Source organism: Subtercola frigoramans (genome assembly GCF_016907385.1).
GTDB lineage: Bacteria > Actinomycetota > Actinomycetes > Actinomycetales > Microbacteriaceae > Subtercola > Subtercola frigoramans.
In genome coordinates, this window is sequence record NZ_JAFBBU010000001.1 from 215,607 (window position 1) to 230,430 (window position 14,824).

Annotated in this window: 13 protein-coding genes; 4 read left to right on the plus strand and 9 right to left on the minus strand. The window is 61.2% G+C overall.

All coding sequences use genetic code 11. From position 1 onward, the window contains the following. Nucleotides 1–142 precede the first annotated feature (142 nt). From JOE66_RS01055 to JOE66_RS17745, 3 genes are all read left to right on the plus strand, one after another. A complete protein-coding gene (locus JOE66_RS01055; RefSeq protein WP_205106315.1) occupies nucleotides 143–1,465 on the plus strand; it encodes an alpha/beta hydrolase in 1,323 nt (440 codons plus the stop codon). 571 nt (nucleotides 1,466–2,036) lie between these two features. Further along, nucleotides 2,037–3,011, plus strand: coding sequence for an undecaprenyl-diphosphate phosphatase (locus JOE66_RS01060; protein ID WP_205106316.1), 975 nt, complete (start codon nucleotides 2,037–2,039; stop codon nucleotides 3,009–3,011). A gap of 130 nt (nucleotides 3,012–3,141) precedes the next feature. After that, on the plus strand, nucleotides 3,142–3,645 hold the full coding sequence (locus JOE66_RS17745; RefSeq protein WP_372435501.1) for a DUF2127 domain-containing protein: 504 nt from the start codon (nucleotides 3,142–3,144) through the stop codon (nucleotides 3,643–3,645). Nucleotides 3,646–3,747: 102 nt separating this feature from the next. Here JOE66_RS17745 and JOE66_RS01070 read toward each other — a convergent pair whose 3' ends face one another. The 6 genes from JOE66_RS01070 to JOE66_RS01095 form a co-directional block, all read right to left on the minus strand. Continuing rightward, on the minus strand, nucleotides 3,748–4,557 hold the full coding sequence (locus JOE66_RS01070) for an ABC transporter permease (protein ID WP_205106318.1): 810 nt from the start codon (nucleotides 4,555–4,557) through the stop codon (nucleotides 3,748–3,750). A gap of 11 nt (nucleotides 4,558–4,568) precedes the next feature. Beyond that, a complete protein-coding gene (locus JOE66_RS01075; RefSeq protein ID WP_205106319.1) occupies nucleotides 4,569–5,237 on the minus strand; it encodes a VTT domain-containing protein in 669 nt (222 codons plus the stop codon). 13 nt (nucleotides 5,238–5,250) lie between these two features. Beyond that, nucleotides 5,251–6,675 (minus strand): ABC transporter permease, encoded by a 1,425-nt coding sequence (locus JOE66_RS01080; protein WP_205106320.1) that lies wholly within the window; start codon nucleotides 6,673–6,675, stop codon nucleotides 5,251–5,253. Then, a complete protein-coding gene (locus tag JOE66_RS01085; protein WP_205106321.1) occupies nucleotides 6,672–7,472 on the minus strand; it encodes an ABC transporter ATP-binding protein in 801 nt (266 codons plus the stop codon). Before JOE66_RS01085 ends, JOE66_RS01080 begins: the two co-directional genes overlap by 4 nt. Before the next feature lie 449 nt (nucleotides 7,473–7,921). Continuing rightward, nucleotides 7,922–9,232, minus strand: coding sequence for an alpha/beta hydrolase-fold protein (locus tag JOE66_RS17535; RefSeq protein WP_205106322.1), 1,311 nt, complete (start codon nucleotides 9,230–9,232; stop codon nucleotides 7,922–7,924). A 1,249-nt stretch (nucleotides 9,233–10,481) separates the two neighbouring features. After that, nucleotides 10,482–11,741, minus strand: a complete 1,260-nt coding sequence (locus JOE66_RS01095) for a phosphatidylserine decarboxylase family protein (RefSeq protein WP_205106323.1) — start codon at nucleotides 11,739–11,741, stop codon at nucleotides 10,482–10,484. A gap of 235 nt (nucleotides 11,742–11,976) precedes the next feature. On the opposite strand from JOE66_RS01095, the gene JOE66_RS01100 reads away from it, so the two are divergent. Then, nucleotides 11,977–12,264 (plus strand): hypothetical protein, encoded by a 288-nt coding sequence (locus JOE66_RS01100; RefSeq protein ID WP_239518176.1) that lies wholly within the window; start codon nucleotides 11,977–11,979, stop codon nucleotides 12,262–12,264. 10 nt (nucleotides 12,265–12,274) lie between these two features. Here JOE66_RS01100 and JOE66_RS01105 read toward each other — a convergent pair whose 3' ends face one another. The 3 genes from JOE66_RS01105 to JOE66_RS01115 form a co-directional block, all read right to left on the minus strand. Continuing rightward, nucleotides 12,275–13,102, minus strand: a complete 828-nt coding sequence (locus JOE66_RS01105; protein WP_205106324.1) for an MIP/aquaporin family protein — start codon at nucleotides 13,100–13,102, stop codon at nucleotides 12,275–12,277. After that, entirely contained in the window at nucleotides 13,099–14,265 is a 1,167-nt protein-coding gene (gene ftsW / locus JOE66_RS01110; protein WP_239518177.1) for a putative lipid II flippase FtsW, read from the minus strand. The genes JOE66_RS01105 and ftsW overlap by 4 nt, the downstream gene beginning before the upstream one ends. A 143-nt stretch (nucleotides 14,266–14,408) precedes the next feature. Next, the gene (locus JOE66_RS01115; protein WP_205106326.1) at nucleotides 14,409–14,726 is read right to left on the minus strand and encodes a hypothetical protein; all 318 of its coding nucleotides are present in this window, start codon (nucleotides 14,724–14,726) and stop codon (nucleotides 14,409–14,411) included. Between the last annotated feature and the right edge of the window lie 98 nt (nucleotides 14,727–14,824).

Below are 14,824 nucleotides of genomic sequence, written 5' to 3' on the forward strand. Positions count from 1 at the left end.
CCTGCGCAATCTAAGCTGTAGGGTGCGATCCTCCGTGCCGCACAGAGACAGACATGAACCCAACCACCCGATTCGCTGCCGAATCCTCACGCTCGATTTGTGAACGGCAGACGCGACAGAACAAACTCAGGTATCGACCATCGTGAACGGCATTCAAGCGCTACTCAACGTCAATATCGTTGAAGGCCCCGTAGTCGTCACCGTCTACGTTCTCAGCTCCGTGTTAGTTGTCTTCTTATTGGCGAGAGTCCCGCTGAAGAGGTTCCTCAGGCTGACGATGTTCGGCCTGCTCGGTGGGGCCGCTGCGGCAGTTGCCATCAAGCTCGTTCTCGTCGACGTCCTCAACACTTTCGGCTCCCCGGTATCTGATGTCGATTTCGGTTTCTTCGTCATTGGGTTAGCGGCAATCGGCCTCGCGGTGAGCAATGCCGTTTCCTCCACCACCGGCCGGAAAGTCACGGCGGCGGCTTCAGTGATCACCTTTGCGCTGGCTACAACACTTGCGATAAATCAGAGCTACGGACTAAACCCGACCGTCGCCGCGTTCCTCCACATCAATACCGACCCCCCACTCACCCTGGTCCCAACGACCCCGAACCCTGTCACGCGAAGCCATCCGGCAGGGCCTTTGTACGCGACGTGGGTCCCGCCTGCCGGAATGCCAAGCCATGGAACGACTGGCCAACTCACCGGCGCGAACGCGATCCCGAATTCCGAATCGGGTTTCCCTGCCAGGAATGCCGAGGTCTACTATCCGCCGGCCGCACTCGTGGATCACCCGCCAGCACTCCCATTCGTTCTGATGATGATGGGACAACCCGGAGACCCGAGCGCGAAAAACATTGCCAAAGCCCTCGATGCGATTGCTGCAAAGAACAATGGTCTGGCCCCGATCGTCATCGTCGCCGACCAATTGGCAGACCCAACAAAGGACCCATTATGCCTGGACAGCTCACTCGGCAAAGCGGAGACGTACCTGATGAAAGACGTCACACGTTGGGCCCGCGCACACCTGAATATCCTGGGTGAACCGAAGTCTTGGACGATCGCCGGGTACTCCAACGGTGGTGAGTGCGCGAACTACTTCGGTTCGAAATATCCCGCGATGTGGGGCAACATACTCGACATATCAGGAATCGAATACGCGGGCGTCGAACAGCACGCCAACATTTTGAAGACGATCTTCGCCGGCAATCAGACAGCCTACGACAGCGTCAAACCGGCGATCATCATGACGCGCAATCACTACCCAGACACCACCGCCATTTACACCGCAGGGGAGAAAGATCCCTCGCTCATCGCTGTTCAAAAACAGCTCACATCCACAGCAATCAACGCAGGTATCGTAGCCAAATTTGTGACCATCCCTGGCGCAGACCACGGAGTAACCGCCCTAGATGGCGGCCTCACTGCCGGTTTTGAACTACTCTTCCCACGCTTAGGCCTGAGTAGACCAACCCCGTAGCGCAGCAACTGGGCGTTCGAGTCGATGATACGAGTCGATGACGATGAAAATCGGCTCCACCCAACCCCGCAATTGAGCCATAACGGTAACCTTCATGCTCGAGAACCGCCTCCCGTGAGGACCAAAGATAATCCAGCCTCGCCGCCAGCCTGCACAGCACATCCAGAAGAATCACGCCCCGAGCTGCGTGGTATCCCAGCGTCGGTATCATTTCCGACTCCGTCGCAAAGTGACAAAAGGCGTTCGCACCCGGTGCAGAAGACGATGCTCGGCCCGTCGTTATTATCGAGCATCGCCAGCACAACCAGACCGGCCAGCAGCCATTCCACGTAGATCCGTCGACCGAATTGACGCGCGTTCGTCGCTCTGGCACTGGCTCCTGCCTCGATGAAGGCGTGTCCTGCGACGGAATCGACTACGTGCGATGGATGGTTCAGGTTTCGGCGGTAGGCCGGGGGCTCCTTGCCTGCGTCGACCAGAGAGCTAACGTTGTTCGTCATCACATGTGTGTACGTGTGTTTCACTCGTTTGGCCGATGTGCGACGTGCCAGGATTTTCGTAGCGTGGAAACATGAGCCAGCTGACTTACCTCGAAGCCATCGTCATGGGTATTATCCAGGGCATCTCCGAGCTTTTCCCCATCTCGAGCCTGGGTCATTCGATACTCATTCCCGCGCTCGTTGGAGGTTCGTGGGCGACCGACATGAACGTGTCGGCCCCCGACTCGCCGTACCTCGCATTCATCGTGGGGCTGCACGTCGCTACCGCGTTGGCGCTGATCATCTTCTTTCGTAAAGACTGGGCTCGAATCATCGTGGGGTTGTTCACATCGATTCGCTACCGCCGCATCAACACCGGCCCGGAGCGGTTGGCGTGGTTGCTGATCCTCGCCACGATTCCGGTGGCTATTGCCGGTCTGTTACTCGACCACGTGTTCCGGTCCGTTCTGGGTGTGCCGCTGATCGCCGCGATCTTCCTGACGTTGAATGGCCTGGTGCTGTTACTAGGTGAGCGGTTTCGTCGCCGAGCCCGCAAGCTCGAGGTCACCCGTCAGGTTGAGCCGACGCCAACCGCATTCCCAAAGGCTTCCGACGGTCGCCATGAAACTTTCGTCGACACACGCGATATCGACAACGACGACGACGCTGATGTGGATGTTGCCATCAGCCGACTTGCCGTGCCCCGGGCCATTGGTGTGGGCGCGTCGCAGATCCTCGCCTTGCTTCCTGGCATCAGCCGCTCGGGCGTTTCGATGGTCGGTGGGATGGTCGCCGGGCTCACCCACCGCGAGGCGGCACGGTTCTCGTTCCTTCTCGCAACCCCGGTCATTCTCGCCGCCGGCGTACTGAAGCTACCTGACCTTTTCGGACCGATGGGGCAGGGTATCCAGGGCCAGGTGCTTGCAGGCAGTGTTGCGTCATTCATCAGCGCACTTCTCGCAGTGGGCTTTCTCGACCGCTACTTCCGGACTCGGACGTTGACACCGTTCGCCATTTACAGCCTAATCGCCGGGATCGGTTGCATCATCTTCTTCGCAGTGCGCTGAATGCGTGTCGGTTCGCTGACCGGTTCTACTTCACGGCGGTGATCGTCCAAGGCATCGACGGCCTCGGGGAAGTCATCGTGGGCCTGTTGTTGTGGTTCGCCCGCAGGTGGTGCATTTCGCTTTGGCCGGCGTGGTCAACGAGGCACACGAAGGTCACACGGCCGTGCACGCTCTTGCCGCTGACAGTGTCCCTCGACTCGTCGCACAGCTAGCCCAGGGCGGAACGACGCTCCTCATCGCCTTCTTGGTCGCGCACGGTGCAGTGAAAACTTCGCTTACCTACTGCCTGATCAAGCGATACTGTCGGGCTTACCCGTGGACTCTCAGTGCGCTCATCGTCTTTCTCGGCTACCAGATCGATGCGTTCATTACGACACCGACCATCTCAAGGGCAAACTTTACGCTGTTGGATGCCGTAATCATCAATCTCGTCTGGCGGGAGTATCGCGAGCTCCCCACTCAAGAGGACCAGCAAACTCAACCGGATGAACCAGAGAGCACGCTCAGCCGTGCGTTGCTCGAACGAGGATGGGACGTTCGGCGACGAGCGCCATCGTCTCACGGGGGGCGCAGCACTGTCCGGTTTCGTGCGGTGATCTCAGTGCTCCCCGCTGCGACTCCACTATCAGGTTGATCGCGGCCGTCATCGTCACCGCTGGGTTGATCGCTGCGATCGCATCGCCCGCGCCCGCGCGCCGAGCACTTCGAGTGAGTCCGGTGCGGCGGTATCCGTCGACTACGCGGTCGTCCGGGCATCTTTCGGGCGGGCGGGCCGGGTGAAAATCTCGGCGTCTGGTTTCAGCGCGACGGCGCCGATCAGGCGCAGGAGAATGAGTGAGGTCAGGGCTCCGGCGGCGAGGATTCCCGCCAGCACGACGATCTGGAAGCGTCCCGCCTCAAGGGGAGATGCGCCGCCGAAGATCGCACCGACGAATGCGCCCGGGAGTACGACGATGCCCGTGGTCTTCGTCTGATCGATCGAGGGCACGAGGGCTGAGTAGATGGCGGTCCGAGCGATCTCACGAGTCGATTCGAGAGGGCGGGCGCCGAGCGCGAGCCAGCCCTCAACCTCGTCCCAGTGGTCACGAACCGAAGAGTGAAAGCTGCGCCCGGTGAGGGTCGCGATGCTCATCGTGTTGCCGATGACGATGCCACCGATGGCCAGGGCGTAACGCGGTGAGAAGTCTATGGCGCCGGTGATGAAGACGATGACGAGTACGACTGCGTTCCCCGTGAGCATGGCTGTGCCGACGGCCACCGCCTGCGACCAGGTAGCGTGGATGCGCCGCGAAGCGGTGTAGACCGCGGCCACAAACATCACGATGAGTCCGAGAGCGACCCACCAGGGGTTACTGATGATGCCGCTGAGTACCAGGCTCAGCGCTGCGAGCTGGAGGGACCCGCGTACAATCGCCCAGAACGGTGACGCCGGCCGCGGCACGGCGGAGACGCGCAGCGCCGTAATAGTTATCGCTGCGAGCAGCAGCACTGCGATGAGGGTTGGCAGCAGGGCACCAACCCAGCCGAGCCCGTCGAACCACCTCATGCTCTAAGAACCTAGGCCGTGTCGTAGGGCCGGCTCTTACGACGGTTGCGAATGAACGAGATGACCACCGGGCCGACGGAGACCACGGCGATGATGATGGCAATGATTTCGACGTTGTTCGCAACGAAAGGGATGCCGCCGAGGAAATAGCCGGCGATGGTTAATATCACCGCCCACGCGACGCCGCCAGTTGTGTTCCAAATGAGGAAAGTACGAAACGGCAGCTTCGACATGCCGACGACGGGCGGCACGTAGGTGCGCACGATCGGCACGAATCGTGCGAGCACGAGGGAACGTCCGCCGTATTTGGTAAAGAACGCGTCTGCTTCGTTCAGGTAACGGGTTTTGAATACACGCGCGTCCGGTTTGAATAAACGGGGACCGAACCGTCTGCCGATGTGGTACCCGGTCTGGTCACCGAGGATCGCAGCGATCGAGACGCCGACGACGAGCACCCACAGGGGCAGACCCAGAGGCACGGCGAGAAGTGCGGCGGTGAAGACGAGGGTGTCGCCAGGCAGGAACGGGAACAGCAGCCCGGTTTCGATGAAAATGATAGCCATAATGACGACCATGACCCAGGGGCCGGCGCCGGTGAGCAATGCGCTGGGGTCCAGGATACTCGCGGTATGAACTGTTGGTGTCATCACCGTGTGTAATTGTTGCAATAGGTGGTTCATGTTGGGCAGCGACTCACTCAATAGCTAGGGCGCGCACGGGGGATATGCGAACGGCGGATCGGGCGGGGATAGCCGACGAGACTATCGCCAGTAGTATCGCTCCGGCCGCGATGGCGATGATGATCCAAGCGGGGATGGTGGGGGCGAAGAAGCCGCCGATGTGGTGGTCGGAGGCAATAGCGGCGAGTACGCCGGCCCACCCGTAGACGATTCCGAGGATGAGTCCGGTAAGGCCGCCGACGAGGGTGAGTTGGATGCTCTCGGCCAAAATCATCGTACGAACCTGTCCTTTCGTGAACCCGAGCGCGCGTAGCAGCCCGATCTCACGCCGGCGCTGAATAACGCTCAGCGAGAGACTGTTCACCAAACCGATTGCGGCGATCACGAGCGAGAATCCGATCAGCACCGCAAGAATCCCCATCGTGAGTTGGAGAAAAGCTTGGTCACCAGCGACTTCGGCAGCGTCCGCGCCGGCCGCGACGGGGCCGGTCTGGGCGAGGAAGGACTGACCGGCGACGGTGAACATGGTCACCAGGGTCACTCCGATGATGAGGCCGATGGTCGACCGGGATGACCGGGCGGGATAGCGCAGCGCATTGGCGCTTGCGAGCACGCTAGGTGTCGATGAGCCCGTCGCGCGACCGGCCAATTTGAGCAGCCCTGAAATGAAGTACGTGGCGCCGAGGACGAAACCGACAAAGCTGAGAGCCCCGCCAGGGGCGGCGACGAGCAGGCCGAGCGGCGATTTCAACCCAATCGCGACGCCAGCGACGAGCAACACAATTCCACCGACGAAGGCGACGATGACCAGGGTGCGCAACCGCCGGGGCATCTCTTTGACGGTGGCGACCTTCGACTCCTGTGTGTGCCCGGTCGCTTCGATGGGCGAGACGCCGAGGATCTTACGTGAGCCGAACCACGCCGCCCCTGTCGTGCTCACGACGCCGACGACGATCGGCGCGACCAGCAGCGGCGTGATCGTCGAGATAGGGGTGTCCACGAAAGTGCCAGCCGAGACCAGCGCACCATACGCGATCTGAGCCACGACAAGGCCAAGCACGAGTCCGATAATCGACCCGACCAGACCCACGATGGCGCCCTCGATAGCAATCGCACTGCGCAGCGTTTTCGCTGAGGCACCCAGCAGACGCAGCAGAGCAATGTGCTTCGACCGGCCGGCCATGATGATGCCGAAGGTGTTCGCCGTGACGATGCAGGCGACGAACACGGCGACGAAGAAGAACAGAACATCGAGTACATCAAGCAGCGCCCGAACGTACCCGTGTTGAATGAATTTTCCGCCGATAGACTGCACCCGCAGCACCGTGTCCATTTCGATGAGCATCGTCGCGAACACCGATGAGAGGAGGGCGACGAGAACACTCGAGACGTGCTGTCTGCCGCCGTGCCAGAGTTCCCTGAACGCGAGGGCGATCATGCCGCGACCTCAAGGTTCAAGATGATGTCAGAGAGCGTTTTCGCATCGCTTCGGCCTACGACGTCGCGGGCGATGGCGCCGTCGGCGATGAAGATGACCCGGTCGGCATGGGATGCGGCTACTGGGTCATGTGTCACGAGGATGACCGTTTGCTTGTATTCGCGGGTCAGGTCACGCAAAAGAGTTAGAACCTCGCGACTCGAACGGGAGTCGAGATTTCCGGTCGGCTCGTCGGCGAAGATCAGGCTCGGGCGCATAGCCAGGGCGCGGGCGATGGCGACGCGTTGCTGCTGCCCGCCGGAGAGTTCATGCGGGCGTCGCGCCTCGAGCATCCCGAGTCCGAGGCGGCCAAGCAACTCGCGCACCCAGCTGAGCTCGGCGGCGGACGGTTTGCGGCCGTCCAGCTCGAATGGCAGGGTGACATTGCCGAGCACCGAGAGCGTCGGAACCAAGTTGAACGCTTGAAAGACGAAGCCGAGCTGGCGGCGGCGCAGCACTGTGAGAGCGTTGTCGTCGAGGTGTGTAATATCCTTGTCGCCGATAGTCACAGTGCCGTGCGTCGCATTGTCAAGTCCGGCGAACACGTGCATGAGCGTGGACTTACCGGATCCGCTCGGCCCCATAATCGCGGTGAGACTGCCCGCGCCAATCTGTAGATCGACGTTGTCTAGGGCGGTGGTGGCGCTGTCGCCGGTGCCGTAGATCTTGCTGACTCCGCGAGCCTCTGCCGCGACGACAGTTGTGGGCGGGGTAGCGCCCTTTGGGCTGCTATCGACTCGTGGCGCAATGTCGCTCATGATGATCTCCTCTGTGCGGAAACAGGCACGGTACGGCGTGGTCGTCACGCCCGCTTCAAGGCTACGAAGAATCGACGCGAACCGAATCGGCCGCCCGGGTGACCTTCGCATACACATATGTGATGACACTTCATAGTCGCGGTGACTGAACGCTCGAGCAGACGGTCACCGCGCGGCGGACCGGCAGAGAGAGGTCTCAGCCGGGAACAATCGATTCCAAGATCGACCGTAACTTCAGGAATGGCAGGCCGAAGATGGGCCGGGTGTGCGGCTGCCGGCGGGTCGCACGCCCGCTACGGAGTTGATGAAATCGGTGGCGAAGCCACCAAACAGCCAGGCTAAAAGTCCGCCATACAGATGCGTCTGCCTCCCAAACGTTATCCCCACGCCCACCCGCTGTGACCTCACGAAGTGCATCGACTTCGTGTTTCCGACAGCGGTCGAAGTGGTCATCCGGGGGGTGGGCTGAGGTTGAGGCGTGGGTAGAGGGCGTCGTATCCGGTTTTCAGTCCGGTTTGTAGTGCTGGGCCGTCGTGGCCTGCGTTTGGGATTTCTGTGAAGCTGGATTTCCAGCCGGCTTTGATTGCGGCGTTGTAAACGGTTTGGACGCCGGTTTTGATCTCGGTGTCATCGCCGCCGGCGGTGAACACGGCAAAAGTGTCCGGGTAGGCCGTTTTCGCCATGATATTCACTGGCCAGGTTGCCTCGTAGCTTGCCTTGTTGCCGCGGAAGTAGTTCCGGACTGCCCCGTTGTCGCCATACGCGGGGTACTGGTCTCCGGAGATGTCGACGACGTTACCGAACGTGTCCGGGTATTTCGCGGCGAAATAGGTTGCGCATTCTCCGCCGTTGGAGAATCCGACGAAGCTCCAGTCCTTCGGGTCGCTGAGGACGTTGAAGTGCGACCGAACGTACGGCACAACATCTTTCATGATGTACGTTTCAGCCTTGTCGCTTGTCACGTCTAGGCAGAGCGGATCCTTTGTCGGGTCGCCGAGTTGGTCGGGGTTGATCACGATCGGCGCGAGGCCACCATTTTTGGCGGCCAAATCGTTCAGGATTGCTGCGGTCGCGGTCAGGTCGGGGCTGCCCGGGGATCCCATCAGCTGGATCACGACGGGTAGTTGTGGGGCATTCGGTACCAGCGCTGCAGGTGGCAGATACGCCAGTGCCGGCCGGGCCGCGAAACCCGAGTTGGTGTTCGGAATATCGATGGTTCCTAAACTTCCGAGGGGAGGCATGTCCTCGGGCGGCGACCACGCCGTGTAAAGCGGCGCCGACACCGGGCCAACCGTGGCTGTGGGTCGCGGTGTGGGGGCGGCTGGCGGTAAAGCGAGGGGTTGGGCGGTGCTGATATCGATGAGAGCGCCGAGGGTGGTCAGCAGTCCGATGCTGGCGTTCACGCCGAGGACACCCGTCACGGCGAACACCACAATTGCGCCGCCCGCGATCATCCGCCGCCACCACCTCGCCCGCCACATACTCACAACGGCCAAACCGATCGCCGCGAAAGTGAAAACGATCACCAGGACCGAGGTAGTGGACAAGCCCACACCGAATACGTTCCACACGTTTATGGTGAGCATCACAGTGAACACAGCGATCAGGGCGCCGCTGAGTATCCCGGTCAGAGCGATCAGCACCCATTTTCGGGTAGGTCGACGCACGAGCAAGTAGATCGCGAGAGCAACGCTCAGAACGATAACCGCATGAATCAATGCGCCGTCGATGATGTTGAGGTTGAGAATGGTGTCGGTCACCGAACCTCCGGCCTGATACGAAAAGGTGCGTACGTACCGTACCGAAACCGAACCAGCGGTTGCTGACAACCCGCCTGACGATGAGGCCTGGCATCAGCGGGAGGGTGTCGACCGATGAAGCTGTGTGGAGGATTCAGGAAATCGAACCTGACAAGGCGCCCCGACAGGCGCATCCCCCAAAGTCGAAGCAACCCCACCCTAACCCGTCACCGTTGATCAGGACGTCTGCTGAGCATCACGAAGGCCTTCACCTCACCGGTAGGCCCCCCGTTTTTAGTTCCGCGATGCCAACGTGGCGCGTGCGTTAACCGTGTGATTCGGTTGTCATCAGCGTGTGTATCCACGGCTCATTGTTGAACACTCTGGAGGATGCGCGAAAGCCACGCGAGATAAGCGTGAGCGTGCGGCACAGATGCCCGGTGTCGCCCGTTATTCTCTCTGACCGGGCGAATCAGTACCGGGCTGAACGAGAAGTTTGGACTTGGTAGGCGGAGGGCGAGGAGATGAACGCCGCCCCCGGAGGAAGCGTCGCCGACGACCCCCCGTTTCGGGCCGTACCCTCACATTCGTCTACGATGCCGAAGGGGAGCGTCTGTGGTCCCGGGTGCATCCGTAGCCAGGATCGGTAGGCCAGACAGCTCGTCGACGACGGAGCATAGGATCCCGATGCCAAATGGAAATACTTGGGCACGCCTGAGCGGGGCGATAGCACACTCAAGTCTGGCGCAGAGAAGGCAATGGTTGGCAAAGGTCTAGCATTCGGGGCTTCGTCGAAAGCAGCGAAGCCGACAGCGGCAGCACGACCACCACTGCTGTGTCCCTGCAATGACGGCTGCCGAGTCGGGTAGCCGGGTGGTGTTGATCGATCTCGACCCGCGGGCCGCGACCACGAAGTGGACCCCGGAAGAACCGACGGGGGAGAGGTTGCACATCGACTCAATCCTCGGAGCCCTGGAGTACCCGATCGGGTGGGCTGAGCTGCTCGCCGGTGGGTTTCTTTGGGCTTGCAACAGCTGATAAAACTCAGTGGTCGAATTTCGTCGCGCAGGGTTCGCGGACGGTGCGTTGTTCGTGTCAATGGATGCGAGTACGTGACCGTGGTCGTTCATTGCCGTCACAGCAGGCTCTTCTGCCGCTTAGCCTCGTTGACATGCGATCAGTGATGCGTCGCGAGCCCCGTCGAATGGGCGTCAGACTCCCAAACGTGGGCGCCTGATAGTTATTTGGACGAAAGAGGTCCAGTGTTTTCTCATCCCGTTTGTGCTGTCGCGAGGCGGGAGTTGACGGGCACGAGCGAGTTCGCGGAGTCGTGAGGTTGCGGGATGGCTTGGAGGGCGAATTCTTTGATGGCGCCGGGCCGGAAGATGAGACATTCGGTGGATCCGCCGAATTGGAAGTATCCGATTTCGTCACCCTTGTTCACGTGGGCGTTGCTGGTGATTGCGGAATGGATGATGCATGAGGAGACTTCGAGCATGCCAACGGCGATGAAGGCGACGGTGCCGATGGCGGGGTTGTCGGCTTTGAGGATGATGATGGCGCGGGTGGCGACGTGAGCGAGGTAGCCTTGCGAGTTTCCCGGCTCGACCGCGTCGGGGCCTTCGGAGTCTGCTTCTGAATAGTAGGTGCCCGGTTCGACGAAGGCGCGCACGATGGTGCCGGTGACGGGGCTGTGCCAGCGATGGTAGTTGGTGGCGCTTAAGAAGCCTTGGTAGACGGTGCCTCCGACGAGCTCATCGACTGCCGGGTCGTTTGCGAGCATGTCTTCGAGCGAGTAGGGCTGCCTCTTGATCCAGAACGTGTCGCGGCGCTGAACGTTTCTCCTGATCGCGTAGGGGGTGGACTCGCACGCGCTAGTTATCACAGAGGGGTCGTCGGGTGCGGCCACCGGTCGTTCGCCCGCTTTGAGCCGGCGGGTGAAGAAATCGTTCCACGAGGCAAAACCCCAGTACTCCTCGTCCGGGTCGTACTCGAACTGTTCGATACCGACGGCTCGTTGAGCGTCCGGCGATTTCCAGCCCGAAGGTGAATCGTTGATGACGTAGCGCGAGTCAGGGCCGCTGAGAAATTCGCACCAGACATCGAGGATCTTCTTCAGCATCGTGTTGATGCGGGTGTCGCGGTACGCGGCGAGCCCGGCCGGGGTGCCCATGGTCCAATCGAGGATCGCGGTGAGAGGTGTCATGACCATGGTGTCAGCCCCGAACTCAGGAGCTATGGTGAGTACTTCGTTGACGAGCCTCAGGAGTTGATCGACGCTTGTCACGTGCCGTTTGCTGTACTTCCGCGACGGCGGTACCTGGTCGATCATCTCGTTCATGTACACGCGCACGACCGGATCGGTGTCGATGAGGTGCTGAAATTCCCGGATGACCGGATGCAGCACCACGTCATCACCGCGGGCTTCGACCCGTTCACAGTGCCCGGCGAGCCAGTTTTCCAGGGCATCCTGATTCGCTGGCAGCCATCCGGCCCGGCACCGCACGTCTTGGTCGAGAGAGTCGCTCATGAGCAGAAACTACCCGATCTACGAAAACAGCACGAGGGCTTGCCTGCCGCGGAAAATTGGCTTCGGTTTCGCTCATTGACGCGCGAACTTCGGGCTGCACGAGTAGGGTTGCTCGCGACTGCGGATTGAGGCGCTGATCAAGGTTGGTTGGGCGGAGGTACCGCAGTCGCATGACTACCCCGCTGCAGCGTCGTTTCTTGGCCTGCTCGGTAGTGATGCTGACGCTGAACGTTTGGTGGCTGCGTTGGCGGTCGCGCCGATCGTGTTTCATCCGGCGAAAGATCTGCTGCGTGCGTCTCGGCTGAGCTTGCTGCCTGTTGATGATCCGTGTGTGGCGAAGGATTTGAAGCGAATTCGGAAGGGCATCGAGCTGAGCCCGGTGTTGTTGTTGCGCGGTAATCTGTTGGGTGTTCCGCTGCAGATCCTGGACGGGTATCACCGGGTGTGTGCGTCGTCTCATCTCAGTGACGACACACCGGTTTCTGCGCAGATCGTGTCACTTGACGACGGTGCGGCCCTGTAAATCCGCTGATTCAGGGTTGATCAGTGGTTTCGAGTGTTCCTTGTGCGGCCTTTCGGCCCGACGGGCCGCCACCTGGGCCGCGGAGAATGAACGCGATGCCGACAGCGATGACGGCGCCGACGAGCGGACCAATGGTGTAGATCCAGAGCGTGCTGAAGTTGAGGCTGACCAGGTCGGGGCCGAAGGTGCGTGCGGGGTTCATGGATGCGCCGCTGACCGGGGCCGCCCAGAGACCGGCGAGCAGAATGTAGGAGCCGACGGCGAACGCGCAGAGAGGTCCGACGCTCTGGGCGCCGGAGGCGGCTCCGAGGATGGTGCTGACGAGCCCGCAGGTGAGCACGATCTCGATCGTGAATGCGTGCAGGTCGGTGAATCCGGTTCCGGGCTCGGTTGTTCCGCTTCCGCCACCGGTGCCGAAAAGGGTAATGAGTAAGAGCGATGCGGCTGTTGCGCCGATGAGTTGGGCGAGCACGTAGGCGGGTACGCGGCGCCAGCTGAAGTCGCGCCGTAGTGCGAATGCGATACTCACGACGGGGTTCAGGTGCGCGCCTGAAACGGCTCCCATGAACAAGATCACGGCGACGACGGTCAAGGCAGGTGCGGTGACCGTCGCGACGCGGCCGACGGACCCGTCCGTGAGGGTGTTAACGATGTCGGCTCCAGCGGCGGCGATGACGAGCAGGAAGGTCCCGAAGGCTTCCGCGAAGAGACGCCTGCTTTCCAGGGCTGGGTCGTCGAAGTTCTTGATGAGTCGTTGGTCGCCGATGGAAAGGCCGACGTGCACCTGACGCAGGGTTTCCATTGTCGGTTCCGCGCCGCGACCTCTTGCGTTCGTCATTTCCGGACCGTGACCCGTTCGGACCGGTCACCGGTCGTGTGTATACCCGACGGTTCAGAGACCTGGAGCGTGTCTGATTCTCGGCAGAGGGAGAGAACGATGCCGATCGCGAGGAGGGAGCTGATCAGCGCCGTGCCCCCCGCCGAGATCAGGGGGAGGGGCACACCGAGTACGGGGAGGAGGCCGAGGACGACGGCGATGTTGACAAGGGCTTGGCCGATGATCCAGACCGTGATCGCCGCGGTCACGATGCGGGCGAATGGGTCGGGGGTGGCGCGGATGATGCGAAGCAACGCGATACCGAGGACGACGATGAGCACGAGCACGACGCAGGCCCCGATGAGGCCGAGTTCTTCGCCGATGACGGCGAAGATGAAGTCGGTGTCGACGGCGGGTAGCCACGACCATTTTGCGGTGGAGTTACCGAGCCCGACGCCGAAGATACCGCCGTTGCTGAGTGCGAAATAGCCGTGTTGGATCTGCCACCCGGATCCGCTGTAGTCCGCGGTCTCGGGGTGCAGGAAGGAGAGGATTCGGGTGACCCGGTTGGGTCTGGACAAGGCGGTGAGGATCGCGATGGTTGCCGAGACGATGGTCAGCAGTAGGAGGTGGCGGATCGGGATTCCGGCGAAGAAGAGGCCGCCGAGAACCATCATGATCAAAATGACGGTGGTGCCAAGATCACCGCCGAGTGCGACGAGGATTATCGCACTGCCGAGCACGAGCACGGTGGGGATGAGCGTGTGGGAGAACTGGGTGATGCGGTGTTGCTTCTTTGTCAGGAACATGCCGAGCCAGAGCACGACCCCGACCTTGATGAGTTCCGATGGCTGGAGCGCGGGGAGCGGGCCGAGTTGGAGCCAGTTCCGGTTGCCGTTCACTGTCACCCCAAGCGGCGTGGCGATCACCAGGAATTGCAGTGCGCTGCCGCCGGCGAGCACCAGCCACGCTGACTGTTTCCAGAACGTCGATGGGAGACGGGACGCGGCGAGGAGCAGCGGGATCCCGATGAGGGCGTAGCTGCCTTGGCGAAGGAACACGCTGAAGGAGCTGTTGTCGTCCAGCGCCGAGCCGACCGAGGACGAGGAGAGCACCATGACCAACCCCAACGCGACCATGAACACGGTCACGCCGAACAGTAGATAGAAATTCGATGACACCATCCGCATCGGTTTACCAAGGAAGATTTGAGCTGACCGAAACCCCTGAGATGCTTTCTGCTCGACCCGACTAGACGCCAAATGCGGGCCACTCCGCACCTTCGCTTCGCCCGTGTTTCGGGTTTTCTGGGTCGACCGGGTACGGGTCACCATGTGCGACGCCGTTCGTTCGTGATGGTGGTGGTTTCTGATCGGAGACGTTGTTCCATCTCGGCGGCCCACGCGTCAGCACTCGGGGCGTGGACGGTGATCGTTGTTCTATTGGTCCTGCGGCTGCGGCTGCCCGGCCGGCGGTAGCCGATCACGGAGAGTGTGGTCATGGCAAGGCTTGCCGCCAGAAGCACCACGCCACCCCACGCCTGATGGTTCTGGATGATCTGGGCGACAGAATCGACACTCATCAGCAGATACAGCACCGCGAGCAGCGCCCACAGCCAGCGCCCGGAAGATGTTCTGCGTCTCATGAGTGCGAGAGTATGAGCAAAAGTGCCGGTCCGGGCCGAGCCTCGCCCGTGCACGCGTATTCTGAAAGCTTTCACATCCTTGCGGGTCCGGATCTGGA

Coding starts and splice junctions, on each gene's coding strand:
- JOE66_RS01060 (WP_205106316.1), top strand. CDS start 2,037: ATGAGCCAGCTGACTTACCTCGAAGCCATCGTCATGGGTATTATCCAG.
- JOE66_RS01070 (WP_205106318.1), bottom strand. CDS start 4,557: ATGAGGTGGTTCGACGGGCTCGGCTGGGTTGGTGCCCTGCTGCCAACC.
- JOE66_RS01075 (WP_205106319.1), bottom strand. CDS start 5,237: ATGAACCACCTATTGCAACAATTACACACGGTGATGACACCAACAGTT.
- JOE66_RS01080 (WP_205106320.1), bottom strand. CDS start 6,675: ATGATCGCCCTCGCGTTCAGGGAACTCTGGCACGGCGGCAGACAGCAC.
- JOE66_RS01085 (WP_205106321.1), bottom strand. CDS start 7,472: ATGAGCGACATTGCGCCACGAGTCGATAGCAGCCCAAAGGGCGCTACC.
- JOE66_RS01095 (WP_205106323.1), bottom strand. CDS start 11,741: ATGAGCGACTCTCTCGACCAAGACGTGCGGTGCCGGGCCGGATGGCTG.
- JOE66_RS01105 (WP_205106324.1), bottom strand. CDS start 13,102: ATGACGAACGCAAGAGGTCGCGGCGCGGAACCGACAATGGAAACCCTG.
- ftsW (WP_239518177.1), bottom strand. CDS start 14,265: ATGGTGTCATCGAATTTCTATCTACTGTTCGGCGTGACCGTGTTCATG.
- JOE66_RS01115 (WP_205106326.1), bottom strand. CDS start 14,726: ATGAGACGCAGAACATCTTCCGGGCGCTGGCTGTGGGCGCTGCTCGCG.